The sequence below is a fragment of the Bacteroides sp. AF25-5LB genome (assembly GCF_003602965.1).
Lineage (GTDB): Bacteria > Bacteroidota > Bacteroidia > Bacteroidales > Bacteroidaceae > Bacteroides > Bacteroides uniformis.
In genome coordinates, this window is sequence record NZ_QTMC01000024.1 from 1 (window position 1) to 13,264 (window position 13,264).

The window sequence follows — 13,264 nt, forward strand, 5'->3', positions numbered from 1 at the left end:
AGAGGACGTTTAGACGCAAGAAGGACGCTGAAGAGCTTAGTTGCGGATTTGAGGTTTATGAGATGTAACTTTGTGATGTGCCTTATTTTTTCTAATTTTGCATCGTCATGGCAACATGGCGGACATATTAGAAATTTAAGGTACACGAAAGTGTTTAACTGATTCTCCGGAATAAAGTCTGGTAAACTATTAACGAACGGGAATAAGTTAGCATCTCTCGCGTCATATCCATATATGGCGTGGGGAGACTGTTGCTTGTTTTAGTTCAAGGGTTTTACCAGAGCCTATTCCGTAAAATAAGTTAGCAGCCCTCACGCTTTCGCATTTTATAAACTTCTTCTGTGTGGGCGGGAAGAATGGAATAAATACTGGTAATTATGAAGAAAAATTATTGTTTCGTTTTAAGTTTGTTCCTGTTTGGAACAATGCTGTCAAGTTGCGAAAAAAGTGGGAACTATCAGGAATTTGACCGTAATGAAATTTACAAGCATCTTTCCTCTGTAAATGTTCGCGATGCAAAGATGATTTATACGAAAGAAGGTACTAATACTCGTTCTGGGGAGTCTGGAACTTTTGGTGGAGTGTGGAAAATTGACCAAAATGGCAATGAATCCAAATTAATAATCACAGGTTCTGACGGCAAGACAAATGTTTTGAATATCTATGAAATCAACAAATTATCAGACAATGTATTATTGATGTACCCCGATTTTTTTGATACAAATAGAATCCGCAAGGAATGGGAAAAAGCACATAATGATGACCCGTCAGATTTTACGACGAGTGTTGGACCTGATGGAAAACCTATACTACATGGTGCAGATACATACTACGCAATGCTCTTGAATAAAGAAACCGAAAAATTATATAGGTTTCCGGAAAACGTATCAACACCTGATAAGAATGATAACATTTCCACAGATAAACAAGGTAATATCTATTACAAGGGCTATTTGAAAGGTAATCAGGTTTTGAAGTTGTCACCTGAAACAATGACTATTGAGGCTTTGTTGCCGGATGATATACGCTTTGATAATTTTTCGGTAACAGGTGATGGATTTGTAGTATACTGGAATGGAAACGAGCAGCAATTTAATTGTCGTGTCAAATGTCCGGGTGGTAAAATCTATCCGATTACAGACACTTATACTTTCATCTTTAGTGGTGATTTATATTCGGTTCGTGACAATACGATTATCAAATATGAAACAGTCGGTATTAATGATTTGAAAGAAAAAATAATCTGTACAATACCGGAAGATAATAACTACTGGGCATTTACGCCAAATTATGTACGTAATACAGTCGTAATAAATGGGAATTTGGAGTTTGACGGAGAGCAATGTGTTAAACTGGACAAGTATGTGAATATCGGAAATATTCGTACAAGCAAAGCATGGTATATTCTAAACAATACCATGTTCTCAAAAACAACAATGAAAGATTATCAGGAATCGCAATTTCAAGTTTCGGAATATGTATTTAGAATCTCAAAACAACCAAAAATAACCAGAAATATTCAAGCGTAAGTCTTTATCTATCAGAATATTCTAAAAATTAACACTTTTCGGCTGCTTTTTGATGCTTCCCAAATTTCCACATATTTTTGAGACGTATTTCTGACGTGGAGAATTTGCGGAGCTTGTTTTTTGCCACATCGTGCGGACAGTTGACAAGGGTTTACAACCGTTTACGATGAGCGACAACAACCGCCCTGATATGCAGCAATAGTAACATTGTGCAGAAAGGCGACAACGGTTGACCTCCGTTTACATCCGTTCACCATTTCAGAGATATACGATTGAAGGAATGAACCAGTAAACGATAAAAGCAGCATGAAAACAACCAGAAAATGCAATTTTTGCAGCAAGTCATTTGTAACCCGGAGCGGGGTACAGAAATATTGCAGCGAGGCTTGTCAGGCGGAAGCCAAACGAGCTAGAACGGAACAGAAGAACAACCTCTTCAAAGCTGTCCGCCCCTTGATGGAGATACAGCATCAGGAGTATCTCACCTTTTCCAAAGCAGCAGTACTCATGGGCTGTTCCCGACAGTACATCTATAAACTCGTAGCCCTCGGCAAACTGAAAGCCTCACGTATCAGCAACCGCATGGCGTTTATCCGCAAGACAGACATCGAGCGGATGCTGGAGGGCAATCCCTACCACCGTGTCCTGCCCGGCAGTACTTCCACTCCGAGAAAGTCCGCTTCATCTTCCCCGCTTGCCAAAAAAGAAAAAAGGGAAAAGGAAACCTATGAAGTGCTGGACTTCTATTCTGGCGAGGAGGTGATGTCGCTCTTCAAGGTCAGGCAGTCGTGGCTCTATACCACAGCCAAGCGCAACCGCATTCCCATCTGCCGCATCGCAGGGAAAAACTATTACAGCAAGAAACACGTTGACGAGTTCTTCGGTATGGCTATAGATACAAGCAATATCACCGATTGGCTCCTGATTGAAGAAGCGGAAGAACTGTTCGGCATGAAACCCTCCGCACTCCGGGCATACGCCTACCGCCACAAGATACCGACCAAAAGAGAATACGGGCGCACCTATTACTCCAAATCCCATCTGGACGAACTCCGCAGGACAGACCTCGTGAACGATGAACGCTACTACACCGTGGAGCAAGTCCGGCAGATTTACGGGCTTTCCTCCGCCAACATCAGCCATATCGTCAAGGTGAAGCACATCGAAAAGATAAAAGTAGGCGTGAAAAACCTGCTTTTACGCTCCGATGTGGAGCGTGTCATGGCTGAAAGGGAGAAACAACCGTGAGCAACCGACATTGCCGGAAAATTATTTCAAAATGATTGTCGTGGAGGTATTCACGGTTGTTTCACGTTGTTCCTTTGCCACCGTAAACACGGGAACACCCCCGAAAATGTACAACTTAAAACATCATCAATATGAGCAAATGCAAGACAGTTACCTTGCGCAAGCGCAAGATTAAGAACGGAACACAGTATTCGCTGTGTCTGGACTATTATCCCGGCTACCGTGACAACACCACCATGAAGGTGATTACACGTGAAGCTCTTGGGATTTACATCTTCGCCAAACCTGCCAACCAGCAGGAGCGTGATTTCAACGCACGCATGATGAAAAAAGCGGAGATACTGCGTAATAGGCGTTATGAAGCCATCTTCAACGAGAACAACGGCTTCTTTGACAAAGCCAAGATGAAAGGCGATTTCCTCGCCTACTTCAAGGGGTTGGCAGACAGGAAGAATATCAAGTGGCAGCACGTCTATAAACATTTCGAGCGGTTCGTGAACGGCAAATGCACCTTTGAGGAGGTGGACGTGGATTTGTGCCGCAAGTTCATGGAATATCTGCTTAACGCCCCACAATCCATACACACCAGCCAAAAGCTGCATATCAATTCTGCGGCGGGCTACTGGTCGGCTTTCCGTGCGGTACTTCACACCGCCTACCGGGACAGGAAGATAAAGGAGAACCCAAACGGATTCTTAGACCGCATCGAGTGCATTCCCACCATGAGGGAACATCTGAGCCAAGAGGAACTGATACGGCTTGCCGAAACGCCTTGTGAGGAAGAGGTATTGAAAAGGGCGTTCCTTTTCGGTTGTCTGACCGGACTAAGAAAGAGCGACATCAGGCAGCTCACTTGGCAGCAGATACAGCCGTACACCAACGGCAAGATGTTCGTGACCACCCGTATGCAGAAGACCAAACAGATTGTACACAACCCCATCAGCGATGAAGCCTACGGACTGCTTGGGGAACGGCACGAGGGACTTATCTTTGACGGTTTCAAGGACAAGATGCTGCAAGGACCACTCAAACGCTGGCTCTTGGCGGCAGGCATAACCAAGAAGATAACCTTTCACTGCACCCGGCATTCATTCGGAAGCCTGCACGTGGAAATGGGTACGGACATGGCTGTCATCCAAGCCTATCTGGGACACAAGAACATTACCACCACGCAGATTTATTCCAAGATGGCGGCACAGCAGATGTGCGAGGTCGTGGACAAGATAACCCTGAAACGCAAGGAAGCGTAAGGCGGTTCAAAATCCATGATATTCAGAGGGAGCGGTTATTGTTTGGAGCTTTAACCGTTCCTTTTATTTTGGTTGGTACTTAAAGTATGATAATTGAGTATGATTCCGGACATTTGGTGAAAAACATTGAAAAAGAAACCACTGACAAAGGATAATGAGTAATAATTGAAAGAAGACTATTAAATTTGCGAAAACAGTAACAAGTAACAACCGAATAAGACAAAGAATATGGAACCGTCCGTAAAAGACAAACATATCATTTTAGGATTTGTCGGCTTTGCCATCCTCCTAATATCTTCCATAGCGACACTGATTGTCGCTGAGAAATTCAACCAAGACACCTTTGTAAGGCTGATAGTCTTTGTGTGCAGCAACCTGTTGGGGTGGCTGCTCTACTTCTCCTTCCAGACAGTCATTTTCGATACATACGAAATCTACAGAATCAAGTTCGGCAGGAAAAAGACACCTGCCGAAATCACAGAAATTCAGGAAGACCAGTCCCAAGATGCACACAAGCCTGTAATATCGGCATCAATGCCAACAGGTGGAGAAGCGACCCCGGATATAAAACCGACAGAGATTGCCATATCCCCGGAGCTTCACGAGAAGAACCGTGCCGATTACGAGGACAGGGAGCAGCGGGAAAATGAGGAGCGCATCGCTATGGTCATGGAATACATCCATTTCATCATGCCCCGTATTGCTGACAAGGAGACCGTGAACCACATCTGTGCCGAGGTCAACAACTGGATGCGGCTCCACAGTTACAAGCCCAAGCCGATAAAAGGGCGGCTGACCAAAGATATTTCAAACATTCCGCTCCGCCATTTCGTGTGGAATATCTCCGAGCGTTTCATGTACAAGAAATACTACACGGGGGATAACCGTGCCCGCTTCATCAGCACCCTTTTCCCACGGGAGTTTGCCGATACGGACATAGCTACCATCAAGAACTTCAAGGTAGAGCCGTTAAAGACACTGATTCCCATTGACGAGCCTGAAAACGGCAGACTGGATTTCCATTATCCTGCGGATTATGTGCAGGAGAAGCGGATTTAAGCCTGTTTTAGAGTAATCACGATAATAACGACAAACAGCCAAAACTCATAATCCTCTGTTATACAATAATTCCCGAATAACTTTACCCGTCATTTGCGGTTGGGCATCGTTATTCGGGAATTATTTTGCAATGACCTTTCGTGGAGATATTCACGGCTGTATCATTCCAGTCCTTTGCGCCAAGCCTTACAAAAGAGGCGAGTACGCAAATGGAAAAAACAGTGATTACATTCAACGACCTCCCGGAGATTGTGGCTCAGCTTCGGGACGAGGTGATGAGCCTTAGAAGCCTGCTTACTGAGCAGCGCAGTGTGAACAACGCAAGGGCGGTGGACACCCATGTCCCCATGTCAGTGGAAGAGGCGGCGGAATATCTGGGCATTCCCAAAGGCACGCTCTACATGAAGCTGTCGGAGGGAAGCATTCCCGCCACCAAGCCCGGCAAACGATATTGCCTTTACAGGGACGAACTGGACAAATGGCTGGAATCCTCCCGGAAGAATCCCGTACCCCTGTCCGATGAGGAACTGAGCGAATCCTTATATTCTTCCCACCGCCGCAAGCCCGCTCCGCGTAATTGGTAAACGTCATGGAAGAGGACAAGAATTATATCAGTCTGATACATGGCGACCTGACGAGGGCGACCCAAGTACAGCACGGGATGCCGGACAGCATCGGCGTGATGAGTATCAAGACCGCCAACCGGACGATACTCGAAGCATCGCTGCTGCCCACGCCCCGTGCGCTCTGGGACAGTTTCTGGTATGAGGGGGAACTGTCCTGCCTCTTTGCGGATTCCAATGTGGGCAAGTCCATCCTTGCCGTGCAGATAGCCGACCGTATCGCCCGGACTGACGATGTGCTGTATCTGGACTTTGAACTCTCCGAAAAACAGTTCCAGCTACGCTATACCAGCGAGCATGGAACGCCATACATCTTTCCTGAAAGGCTGTACCGGGTATCGCTTGACTGCAATTCGTTGCTGGAAGCCGATTTCGAGGAAGCCATCATGGGAGGCATAGAACAGATGGCTCTGCAAACCGGGTGCAAAATCTTCATCGTTGACAATCTTACCTACCTGTGCTGCGCCATGGAGAAAGGCGATGCGGCAGGACGGCTGATGATACAGCTCAACAACCTCAAAAAGAGATACGGATTGTCCGTCCTTGTTCTGGCACATACACCCAAACGCTCTTTGGACTGTCCCATCACTTCCAACGACCTTGCCGGAAGCAAACGGCTCTACAATTTCTTTGACAGCGTGTTCGCCATCGGGAAGAGTGCGCAGGACGGAGGGCTTCGCTATGTGAAGCAGCTCAAAGTCCGGTACGGGACATTCTCCCACGATGCGGACAATGTAATCATCTACGAGATTGAGAAGGTGGACGCTTTCCTGCAATTCGTGTTCAGGGGTTATTCAACGGAAAAGGAACACCTGAAGAAACTGGGTGACAACGAATCCAGCCAGAGGGATTGCCAAATCCTGCAATTGTCCCAGTCCGGCAAGTCCGTCAGGGAGATAGCCTCACAGGTGAACTGCGGCAAGTCCACCGTCAGCCGGATAATCCAGCGCAGCAAGGAGGACAGGAATGCAGCCGTCCCAAGTGTCCCGCTGTCCCAACAGACAGGAAGTGGGACAATGGGACAGGTGGGACAGCATGGGACAAGCGGGACAGTAAGAGAAACAAAGCAGGCAGAGTTGTTTACAGGATATGGGAAAGAGGAGAATAAGGCATGAAAAAGCAGTCTGCACATAGCTGTATAAAGGATAACCGCTTCATTTACGGTACAAGGGATGATACAGGCAGAAGCCTGATGTCCCAAGGTGTCCCGGGGTGTCCCACTGTCCCAAGTCTTATAGGGACGGGACAATGGGACAGCGGGACAACAATCGAAAAACTCAAAAACAAAGACAAGCCATGAGCAACTATTCGTTACAGAAATATAAAGGAACGGCAACACGGCATACTTGCCCGAATTGCGGGGACAAGCGTTCTTTCACATGTTATGTGGATGAAAGCGGTATGCTCCTGCATCCGTCTGTCGGCAGGTGCAATCATGAGAGCAGTTGCGGGTATCATTATACTCCCAAGGAGTATTTCCACGACCACCCCGAATGCCATACCGACAAGGGGTTCTCTTTTGACAGGCAAAGGTCAGAACGGAAGCCCGGACAGACATCACCAAAAGCAAGCATAGGCTACATACCGCCAAAGTATGTGGAGAGGTCGCAAAGCGTGCACAGCAACTTCTTCCGCTTCATTTCCTCGCTCCTTGATTCCTATTACGGCAGCAAGGCAAAGGAAGTGTTGAAGCGGTTGCTGGAAGAGTACCGTCTTGGAGCAACCCGTGACGGGGCTGTCATCTTCTGGCAGATAGACCGCACAAACAGGGTACGCACGGGCAAGGTGATGCAGTACAATCCAGAGGACGGACACCGTATCAAGGGAGGAGAGGTGTCGGCAGTGGACTGGATACACAGCATACTGAAAAGGCAACGGGTACTGCCGGAGGATTGGCAACTTTCCCAATGCCTGTTCGGGGAACACCTGCTGAATGTCTATCCCGACAAGGTAGCGGTCTTGGTGGAATCCGAAAAGAGTGCCGTTATCGGCTCTGCCCTCTTTCCCGGTTATGTATGGCTGGCGACAGGCGGCAAAAGCCAGTTGAGAGAGGAAAAGCTCCGTGTGCTGAGCGGACGAACCGTGCTTCTCTTTCCCGATGCGGACGGATATTCGGAGTGGAAACAGCATGCCAGGGACATGACCTATTGCAAGGTTGTCGTGTCTGACATCATAGAGAAGAACGCCACACCGGAACAGAAGGCAGCCCATATCGACATAGCCGACTGGATTGTCTTCCAGATACGAGAAAGTAAAATAATGTGTACAGCCAATCATCTTGTAGAGGCGGAAAAAGTCCTCCGGCGGATGATAGAGAAGAACCCCGTCCTGCAAAAGCTGATAGATGATTTCGACCTTGTACTGGTCAGTACATCCCCAATCGGCAGTGGCGATGAAAACCCTCCTTAATGGAGGAGAGCGGAAGCCGTAGGCTGTAGCGGACAGACAAGGGCTTGCCCTTGATATAGCCCACTATAACTACACGCTCCGCTTTCGTAGTTGTGGGCTCTCCCGAGGGGCTGGGCGTTGCCCCGTCCCACTCAGGGCGTTTCACCCCTGAGAACCCCGAGCAAAGAGTGACCCTCTCTTTGCAATCTCCCTTATGGGCACAGCCTCTAAGAACCCCATAGCGGTTATGAGCGAACAGCGGCAAACAACTTTAGTTAATAACCAAATCAACATAAAAATGGCAACAAAATCAAGCATACATATCAAGCCCTGCAGAGTCACATCAAGTGGGGCTCATAACCGGAGAACTGCCGAATATATGCGCAATATCGGCAAGTCTCAAATCTACATCGTACCCGAATTGACTGCCGGTAACGAGCAGTGGATAAACCCGGGCTTCGGCAATCCCGACCTGCAGGCGCACTATGACTACATCAAGCGGATGGTCAAGGAAAAGACAGGACGTGCGATGCAGGAGAAGGAACGTGAACGAAAAGGCAAGAACGGGAAAATCACCAAGGTGGCTGGATGCTCGCCAATCCGTGAGGGCGTGTTGCTCATCAGACCGGACACGACACTGGCAGATGTGTGCAAGTTTGGCGAGGAGTGCCAGAGACGCTGGGGCATCACTCCTCTCCAGATCTTCCTGCACAAGGACGAGGGACACTGGCTGAACGGTCAGCCGGAAGCGGAAGACAGGGAGAGTTTCAAAGTCGGCGAAAGATGGTTCAAGCCGAATTACCATGCCCATATCGTTTTTGACTGGATGAACCATGACACAGGCAAGAGCTGCAAGCTCAATGACAAGGATATGACAGAAATGCAGAATCTGGCATCCGACATACTCCTGATGGAGCGTGGGCAGTCAAAGGCTGTTACAGGCAAGGAACATCAGGAACGTAACGACTTTATCATTGGGAAGCAGAAGGAGGAAATGAAGCGGCTTGATGCCACGAGGCAATACCGGGAACATGAGCTGGAAATGGCGAACAAAAAGATGCATGAAACGGAAAGCATTACCAACGCCCTTATCGAAAAGGCAAATGAAAAGGAACGGCAGAGTGAAGACCTTGACAGGGCTATCAGCGAGAAACGCTCCAGACTGAACAAGGAAAAAGGAAGTGAACTTCTGAACGCCGCTGTCGGCTGGGCTACCGGGAAATCGAAAGCCCTGAAAAATGAAATAGAGGATTTGCGCTGTGAGATTTCCACGCACGAGGAAACCATCGAACGGTTGCAGGATAAAATCCAGACCATACAGAACGACCACAGCCGTGAGCTGATGCAACTGGAGGCCAAACACCGGTCCGAACTGAACCGCAAGGAAACGGAACATGTACAGGAAACTACGAGACTCAAGAACCGGATTGCATGGCAAAGCCATATTATCGGCTGCCTCAGTTTCCTGCTGCTAAAAACAAGCGACATCTTCCGCAAGGCGGTACACAGTATCATCCGTTTTGCCCGTGATTATTACAAGTCCCGTTTTGACACGGAACAGGTATATGACATCAAGAACGCCCTTAACCTGTTCGGGGATGACAGACAATCACATCAGGCGGCAGGGGATTTCCTGTACTTCACTGCCAGGCAAAAGGGTGAATTTGACAACCGGGAGCAAATCAAAGCCAGACGGGAAGTTGACAATGTGGTGGAAGGGAATTATGACCAGCAGCAGAAAAGAGGTTTTTCGATGAAAAGATAATACCTTTATCTTATAATCCTCGCTTCAGGAGTAACGATAGAAATCAGTGCAGGTTATTTGAATAGCAAATTAAATAATCCGCCACCGATATCAATACCCAATTTGTTGCCTTTATACTGAAAATACGGAGCTACTATCGGAAGCGTTTTCGTTTTATGCAACGGAAAATCGGTATGGCTTCTGACGCCGAAATCCATCCCCCAGTTGGGAATGATGTCATAGGAAACGAATCCCCCGTAATTCGAGGAACTGAAAGGAGAAGAAAGAATGAAGGAGTATGAGGCAAATGTGTTTAGACGAATTTTCTCGTTGACGGGATATGTCAACAGCCCGGACAATCCCAATAGCTGACTCTCGCGTCTGGGGACACTCCATTTTACGGTATATGCCTGCAAGTTAAATGACCAGCAACCGGGAGAATATACATATCCGATACCTGCATAGTTCATTGTTCCCAAGCCGATGAAGTTTTCCTGCCTGCCTATGCCGTAAAAATAGCCGGAAGGATAGCTTTTAATGATACCGGAGGTCGAATATTCCCCCTCATGCAAAGGCGATTTGTCGGTAGGGAATGTCGGATTATATGGGTTCTGCACGTCAAATGTTATCTGGGACGGGCAACTGCCGGAAGAAAGATCAACCGCTTTCCGTATATCCAAAGGCTTTGGGGTAATGCTTCTTTCGTTATGAGGCGAAGTATTTCCTTCCTGAACGGAAACCTTGACGGTGTCACGCGACACTTGAAATTCCTGACCGTAAGAAGCGGCTTTATTTAGAAAAAAGAAAATCACTATAAAACAAGTAAATACTTTCCTGCTCATAAAATGATAATTTTAATATTCGGGACGAACATTTGGCTATATCAGAGATTCGTCCCGAATGATTGGTGAATAATCCGGTTCAATAAGGATTACAATTGCACAGTCATTATTCCGCAGTTTTCTTCACCGGTACCGCGAGTCCACATATACAATTTCGCTCCATTTGGGAAAGGATTGCCCACGATCATAATGTCATGACCGCTTTTCACTTCTTTACCAAATTGTACAGGGCCGTTAGGCGTGTATTTCCAATAGTACGCAGTCGTATATTCCACCCAGCCCCATAAAACTTTTTTAGACGCATTTACACGGATAGCCTGTTGGTTTCCTCGCATACCAATCTGTGCGGTGAACTTTCTTTTCTTCGTTTTCACGTAAACCCTGTTTATACCATTTTCGATCGTTACACCCAGCGGGACAGGATAAAGTAAAGAAAGTTCTTTTTTATATCCGTCATAATTTTCAAACTCCTTCATGTTCTTTCTCTCACCGGCGATACATACGAACCCTTCGGGGGTCAATGTGATTGCCTTGCTTACATTCAACACCGGCATATATATCGACAAATCGGTGCTGTCCTTGTCGTTGAATATAAAATCAGTCTGGTAAGCAGTCTTAATGGATTCATATTCTTCCTTGCATGTGGCGTTTAATATCTGTCCCAAGGCTTCGCTGTGCATCCTGTACATGGAGGTGAAGCCTTTCTGTCCGGATTCCCATTGCAGAAGTTCCTCATCGGACAACGTGCCCAAGGAATCGAGCAAGGCATTGTATTCCTCCTCACTGGAAAAGGAAAGAATATTTTCATGCAAACTTCTGGAGGCCGGGAAAGAATGGTTCTCCTCATTCATCGGATTGTTCACTATGTCATCAGAACTACATGATGATAAGACAGCCATTGCCAAAGCAAGACTAAAAAGCGTTTTTCTCATAATTGAAAAAATTTAATAATTGGTTATTATTTAAACATGGGCACATATAATGATATGCCGAACTCTTTGTTATTCTTTGTATTGGAGGCAAAAGCATTGTCATACAATGGCTTGAAACCATGCTTGTAGGAAGCGGACAATTTCATGCCGTTCTTAAACTCATAGCCTAAGGTGAGGACTATCGGAAAGTCGAAAACCCGCCCTTCCAAGTTTTCCTTCAATTTATCGGTTTTGAAATAACCGGTGGGTTCAATGCCAATACCGGCATACAGTCCGGAACAGATGCGGTAATTGATTGAGCCGTTCAAAGCAAGTCCCCATATCCATGCCTTGTCAGACCAGGGAACAACGTTGTTTCCATTCAAATCGAAGGACTCTGCTTTTCCCTGAACGGCTTTTCCCAATATGGAAGCATCAATCCAGAAACGGTTGGAAAGATCGAAGCCAAACTGGTAGCCCAAATTAAAGCCTACTCCGGGTGTCCATCGGGTTTCGGGGTAGGAAGAGTTGTTCGCCGTTCCCGTACTCATGTAAGCATATCCCGAATATTTTCCCAAATGTCCGTCCGTCACACCGATGATAATGCCGGATTTTTGTGCAAAGCATCCTATTCCTGCCAGCAAGAAAAGCATTGATAAAATTGTCTTTTTCATTTTTTTTATTATTATTTAGTTTTCCTGTAAATTGTCTATCCATTTCGTCTGGAACATCCTGCATCCTCCCACGACACCTATCCCGTTTATGACATTGGTGTAAGTAGAGCGTATGGGAGCCAGTTCAGAGTTTCCAAGCCCGTTGTTTTTCTGGTCGTTCAGTGATTTCAGATACCTGTAAAACTCTTCCGAAAGGCTGTACAGGCTGATTCTGTATTTCACTTGGCGTTTGATATGTTCGGTTCCGTCAGGGGTTATGAAGTCGTCTTCATAGTCTGCCTCGTAATTGGTATTCAGACGAACCGTGTAGCTTTTCCCTTTAATTTTCGTATCGTCCCAGTAATACAAATTCCGGTAGAACCCGTTTTCAATCATCAGGATATCGTCTAACCCGGAAGATGTATTCAGCAGAGGTTCGTCGTCCAAGTTCAACGCGAGGGTACTGCTTTCTTCCGAATACTTGCCATCGTTCCAGAACAGTTGTTTACGCTCCACCTTCAACGCATAATAGTCTTTTGTCTGCGCATTGTCTGTAAAGCCTATCCGAAACTGAAGCAGGTTCGGTTCACCGTCTTTGAGAGCCAATTTGATTGATGTCAAAGGGAATCGGGACGGGACAACCGTAGCGGATGAAACCGCTTTCATTCTTTCTGCCGCTGCGGTTATGTTGACCTTGTCGCCATCTTCATACGCCTTTACCGCGTAATAGCTTTGGGCGGGGACTCCCGGTATGGAATCGTCCGTCCATGCAAGGGGTACCGCTTCACCGTTTACGGACAGGTGGACGTCCGCTCCCTTCAGTCCCCGGACGAGCTCGCCTTTCTGACTGACGGGAAGGCTGCGTGAAAGGTGGACTACCGTTGTGTCGCCGCTTCCCGGATAGCTGTATAGCACCAGTTTGGGAGAAGCGCCCACATCGTCCAGTTCAAAATGATAGGTACAGGACGAAAGTAAGCCGATATACACGGGCAGTAATATATGATATAAATGTTTCAT

12 protein-coding genes are annotated in these 13,264 nt (G+C 46.8%); 8 read left to right on the forward strand and 4 right to left on the reverse strand.

Annotated features, from left to right (window positions below; genetic code table 11):
* Positions 1 to 377: 377 nt before the first annotated feature.
* From DWY57_RS19060 to DWY57_RS19110, 8 genes are all read left to right on the forward strand, one after another.
* On the forward strand, positions 378 to 1,529 hold the full coding sequence (locus DWY57_RS19060) for a hypothetical protein (protein ID WP_119962278.1): 1,152 nt from the start codon (positions 378 to 380) through the stop codon (positions 1,527 to 1,529).
* Between the two features lie 306 nt (positions 1,530 to 1,835).
* Complete coding sequence (locus DWY57_RS19065; protein WP_007557696.1) at positions 1,836 to 2,777, forward strand: helix-turn-helix domain-containing protein; 942 nt, start codon at positions 1,836 to 1,838, stop codon at positions 2,775 to 2,777.
* A 131-nt stretch (positions 2,778 to 2,908) separates the two neighbouring features.
* Positions 2,909 to 4,027, forward strand: coding sequence for a tyrosine-type recombinase/integrase (locus DWY57_RS19075; protein ID WP_007557695.1), 1,119 nt, complete (start codon positions 2,909 to 2,911; stop codon positions 4,025 to 4,027).
* A 228-nt stretch (positions 4,028 to 4,255) separates the two neighbouring features.
* Positions 4,256 to 5,086, forward strand: a complete 831-nt coding sequence (locus DWY57_RS19085) for a hypothetical protein (protein WP_007557693.1) — start codon at positions 4,256 to 4,258, stop codon at positions 5,084 to 5,086.
* A gap of 209 nt (positions 5,087 to 5,295) precedes the next feature.
* The gene (locus DWY57_RS19090; RefSeq protein WP_040312055.1) at positions 5,296 to 5,670 is read left to right on the forward strand and encodes a helix-turn-helix domain-containing protein; all 375 of its coding nucleotides are present in this window, start codon (positions 5,296 to 5,298) and stop codon (positions 5,668 to 5,670) included.
* Between the two features lie 5 nt (positions 5,671 to 5,675).
* Positions 5,676 to 6,824 carry an AAA family ATPase gene (locus tag DWY57_RS19095; RefSeq protein WP_007558561.1) on the forward strand — a complete coding sequence of 383 codons (1,149 nt, stop codon included), beginning with the start codon at positions 5,676 to 5,678 and terminating at the stop codon, positions 6,822 to 6,824.
* A gap of 181 nt (positions 6,825 to 7,005) precedes the next feature.
* Positions 7,006 to 8,118 carry a DUF6371 domain-containing protein gene (locus tag DWY57_RS19105; RefSeq protein WP_040312054.1) on the forward strand — a complete coding sequence of 371 codons (1,113 nt, stop codon included), beginning with the start codon at positions 7,006 to 7,008 and terminating at the stop codon, positions 8,116 to 8,118.
* A 277-nt stretch (positions 8,119 to 8,395) separates the two neighbouring features.
* Positions 8,396 to 9,862 (forward strand): mobilization protein, encoded by a 1,467-nt coding sequence (locus tag DWY57_RS19110; protein WP_171028056.1) that lies wholly within the window; start codon positions 8,396 to 8,398, stop codon positions 9,860 to 9,862.
* 53 nt (positions 9,863 to 9,915) lie between these two features.
* On the opposite strand, the gene DWY57_RS19115 is transcribed toward DWY57_RS19110, so the two are convergent.
* From DWY57_RS19115 to DWY57_RS19130, 4 genes are all read right to left on the reverse strand, one after another.
* A complete protein-coding gene (locus DWY57_RS19115) occupies positions 9,916 to 10,683 on the reverse strand; it encodes a hypothetical protein (RefSeq protein ID WP_007558554.1) in 768 nt (255 codons plus the stop codon).
* Positions 10,684 to 10,772: 89 nt separating this feature from the next.
* On the reverse strand, positions 10,773 to 11,615 hold the full coding sequence (locus tag DWY57_RS19120) for a DUF4848 domain-containing protein (protein WP_007558552.1): 843 nt from the start codon (positions 11,613 to 11,615) through the stop codon (positions 10,773 to 10,775).
* A 26-nt stretch (positions 11,616 to 11,641) separates the two neighbouring features.
* Positions 11,642 to 12,268, reverse strand: coding sequence for a hypothetical protein (locus tag DWY57_RS19125; RefSeq protein WP_007558550.1), 627 nt, complete (start codon positions 12,266 to 12,268; stop codon positions 11,642 to 11,644).
* 15 nt (positions 12,269 to 12,283) lie between these two features.
* Positions 12,284 to 13,264: a DUF4249 domain-containing protein gene (locus DWY57_RS19130; protein WP_007569488.1), complete on the reverse strand. Its 981-nt coding sequence runs from the start codon at positions 13,262 to 13,264 to the stop codon at positions 12,284 to 12,286.

Excerpts from the sequence above, each read along its gene's own strand:
- DWY57_RS19060 (WP_119962278.1), top strand. The coding sequence starts at position 378 with ATGAAGAAAAATTATTGTTTCGTTTTAAGTTTGTTCCTGTTTGGAACA.
- DWY57_RS19065 (WP_007557696.1), top strand. The coding sequence starts at position 1,836 with ATGAAAACAACCAGAAAATGCAATTTTTGCAGCAAGTCATTTGTAACC.
- DWY57_RS19075 (WP_007557695.1), top strand. The coding sequence starts at position 2,909 with ATGAGCAAATGCAAGACAGTTACCTTGCGCAAGCGCAAGATTAAGAAC.
- DWY57_RS19085 (WP_007557693.1), top strand. The coding sequence starts at position 4,256 with ATGGAACCGTCCGTAAAAGACAAACATATCATTTTAGGATTTGTCGGC.
- DWY57_RS19090 (WP_040312055.1), top strand. The coding sequence starts at position 5,296 with ATGGAAAAAACAGTGATTACATTCAACGACCTCCCGGAGATTGTGGCT.
- DWY57_RS19095 (WP_007558561.1), top strand. The coding sequence starts at position 5,676 with ATGGAAGAGGACAAGAATTATATCAGTCTGATACATGGCGACCTGACG.
- DWY57_RS19105 (WP_040312054.1), top strand. The coding sequence starts at position 7,006 with ATGAGCAACTATTCGTTACAGAAATATAAAGGAACGGCAACACGGCAT.
- DWY57_RS19110 (WP_171028056.1), top strand. The coding sequence starts at position 8,396 with ATGGCAACAAAATCAAGCATACATATCAAGCCCTGCAGAGTCACATCA.
- DWY57_RS19115 (WP_007558554.1), bottom strand. The coding sequence starts at position 10,683 with ATGAGCAGGAAAGTATTTACTTGTTTTATAGTGATTTTCTTTTTTCTA.
- DWY57_RS19120 (WP_007558552.1), bottom strand. The coding sequence starts at position 11,615 with ATGAGAAAAACGCTTTTTAGTCTTGCTTTGGCAATGGCTGTCTTATCA.
- DWY57_RS19125 (WP_007558550.1), bottom strand. The coding sequence starts at position 12,268 with ATGAAAAAGACAATTTTATCAATGCTTTTCTTGCTGGCAGGAATAGGA.
- DWY57_RS19130 (WP_007569488.1), bottom strand. The coding sequence starts at position 13,264 with ATGAAACATTTATATCATATATTACTGCCCGTGTATATCGGCTTACTT.